This is a genomic window from Streptomyces sp. SID13031 (genome assembly GCF_010548305.1).
GTDB lineage: Bacteria > Actinomycetota > Actinomycetes > Propionibacteriales > Kribbellaceae > Kribbella.
In genome coordinates this window covers 1-1,406 of the sequence record NZ_JAAGLV010000050.1, presented here as the reverse complement: position 1 = coordinate 1,406, position 1,406 = coordinate 1, and the positions used below count along the sequence as shown (strand labels likewise).

1 protein-coding gene is annotated in these 1,406 nt (G+C 62.7%); it reads left to right on the top strand.

From position 1 onward, the window contains the following. The first annotated feature begins 162 nt into the window (after window positions 1-162). A complete protein-coding gene (locus G3I17_RS39170) occupies window positions 163-1,398 on the top strand; it encodes an ISL3 family transposase (protein ID WP_203591354.1) in 1,236 nt (411 codons plus the stop codon). Window positions 1,399-1,406: the final 8 nt, after the last annotated feature.

Sequence of the window (1,406 nt, the reverse complement as noted above, 5' to 3'; positions counted from 1 at the left end):
GTGGCTCTCCTCGGGCTTCTGTGGGTCTGCCGGTGACCGAGGAGGGTCTTTTTGTTGTCTGGTTGGGCTTTGCGGTGTGTTGGCCCGTGAAATGAGCGACGCGCACGTGTTCGCGCTTTAGGTTCGGGAGTTGTCGAGACAACCGAACGGAAGGCGACGCACGTGCGCGTCAGAACAGTATTTAACAGGATATTGGGCCTGGACGGCACTGCGGTGGTGGGTGTCGTGTTCACCGGTGATGAGGCGGTCGTGACCGTGCGCCGTGTTGCCAAGGTGCACCGCTGTCCGTGTGGGTGCAGGGTTCCTGGGCGCTACGACCGGTCGGTTCGCCGGTGGCGTCATGTCGACGCCTGCGGGATGAAGATGTGGCTGGAGGCTGAGGTCGCACGGATCTGGTGTCCTGATTGCGAGCGTGTCCGCACCGAGGACGTGCCGTGGGCGCGACCCGGCGCGAGACATTCGCAGGCCTTCGAAGACACCGTGGCCTGGCTGGCGACCCGGATGGACAAGACCAGCCTCGCGCAGTTGATGCGGTGCTCGTGGGAAGCGGTCGACCGGATCGTCGGCCGGGTCGTGGTGGAGCGTCTCGACGACAGCCGGCTGAACAATCTGGTCCGGATCGGAGTCGACGAAATCTCTTACCTACGGGGGCATCGCTACCTGACCGTGGTCGTCGACCACGACACCGGCCGCGTCGTCTGGGTCGGCAAGGGCCACGGTGTGGAAACCCTCGAGGAGTTCTACCGGGAACTGGGTTTCCTGCGCCGCAAGAAGCTGAAGGCTGTCACGATGGACGCCAGCAGTGCCTACATCTCAGCGACCCGCACGATGGCGGCGCAAGCGGTGATCTGCATCGATCCGTTCCATGTCATCAAGTGGACCAACGAAGCGCTCGACGCCGCCTTCCGCAACTCCGCGATCCCCACGTTGAAAGCCCAGATGAAACAGGCCCGCACCAACGCGCCCTGGCGCAAAGCGCGCTTCGCGTTACGAGCCGGACGGCAAAAACTCCGGCAGGAACACCACAAGATCCTCAAGGTCATCCGGGCCGAACGCACCGAACTCCACAAGGTCTACCTGCTCAAAGAAGAGCTCCGCGATCTGTTCCAGATCATCGATCCCGGCCAAGCAGACTCTTACCTCCGCGACTGGGTCCAACGCGCGGCCGGCAGCGGCAGCAGCGCGTTCAGATCTCTTGCCCAGAAGATCGTTCGCCACGCAGACGGCATCATCGCCGCCGTGGAACTCGGACTGTCGAACTCACGCAGCGAAGGCGTCAATACTAAAATCCGGGTCATTCAGCGCCGCGGCTACGGGCACCCGAAAGCGCAATCACTGGCCACAATGATCTACCTGTGCTGCAGCGGAATCCAGATCTCCTTACCCACACAAAGGTGAGGAGAGCC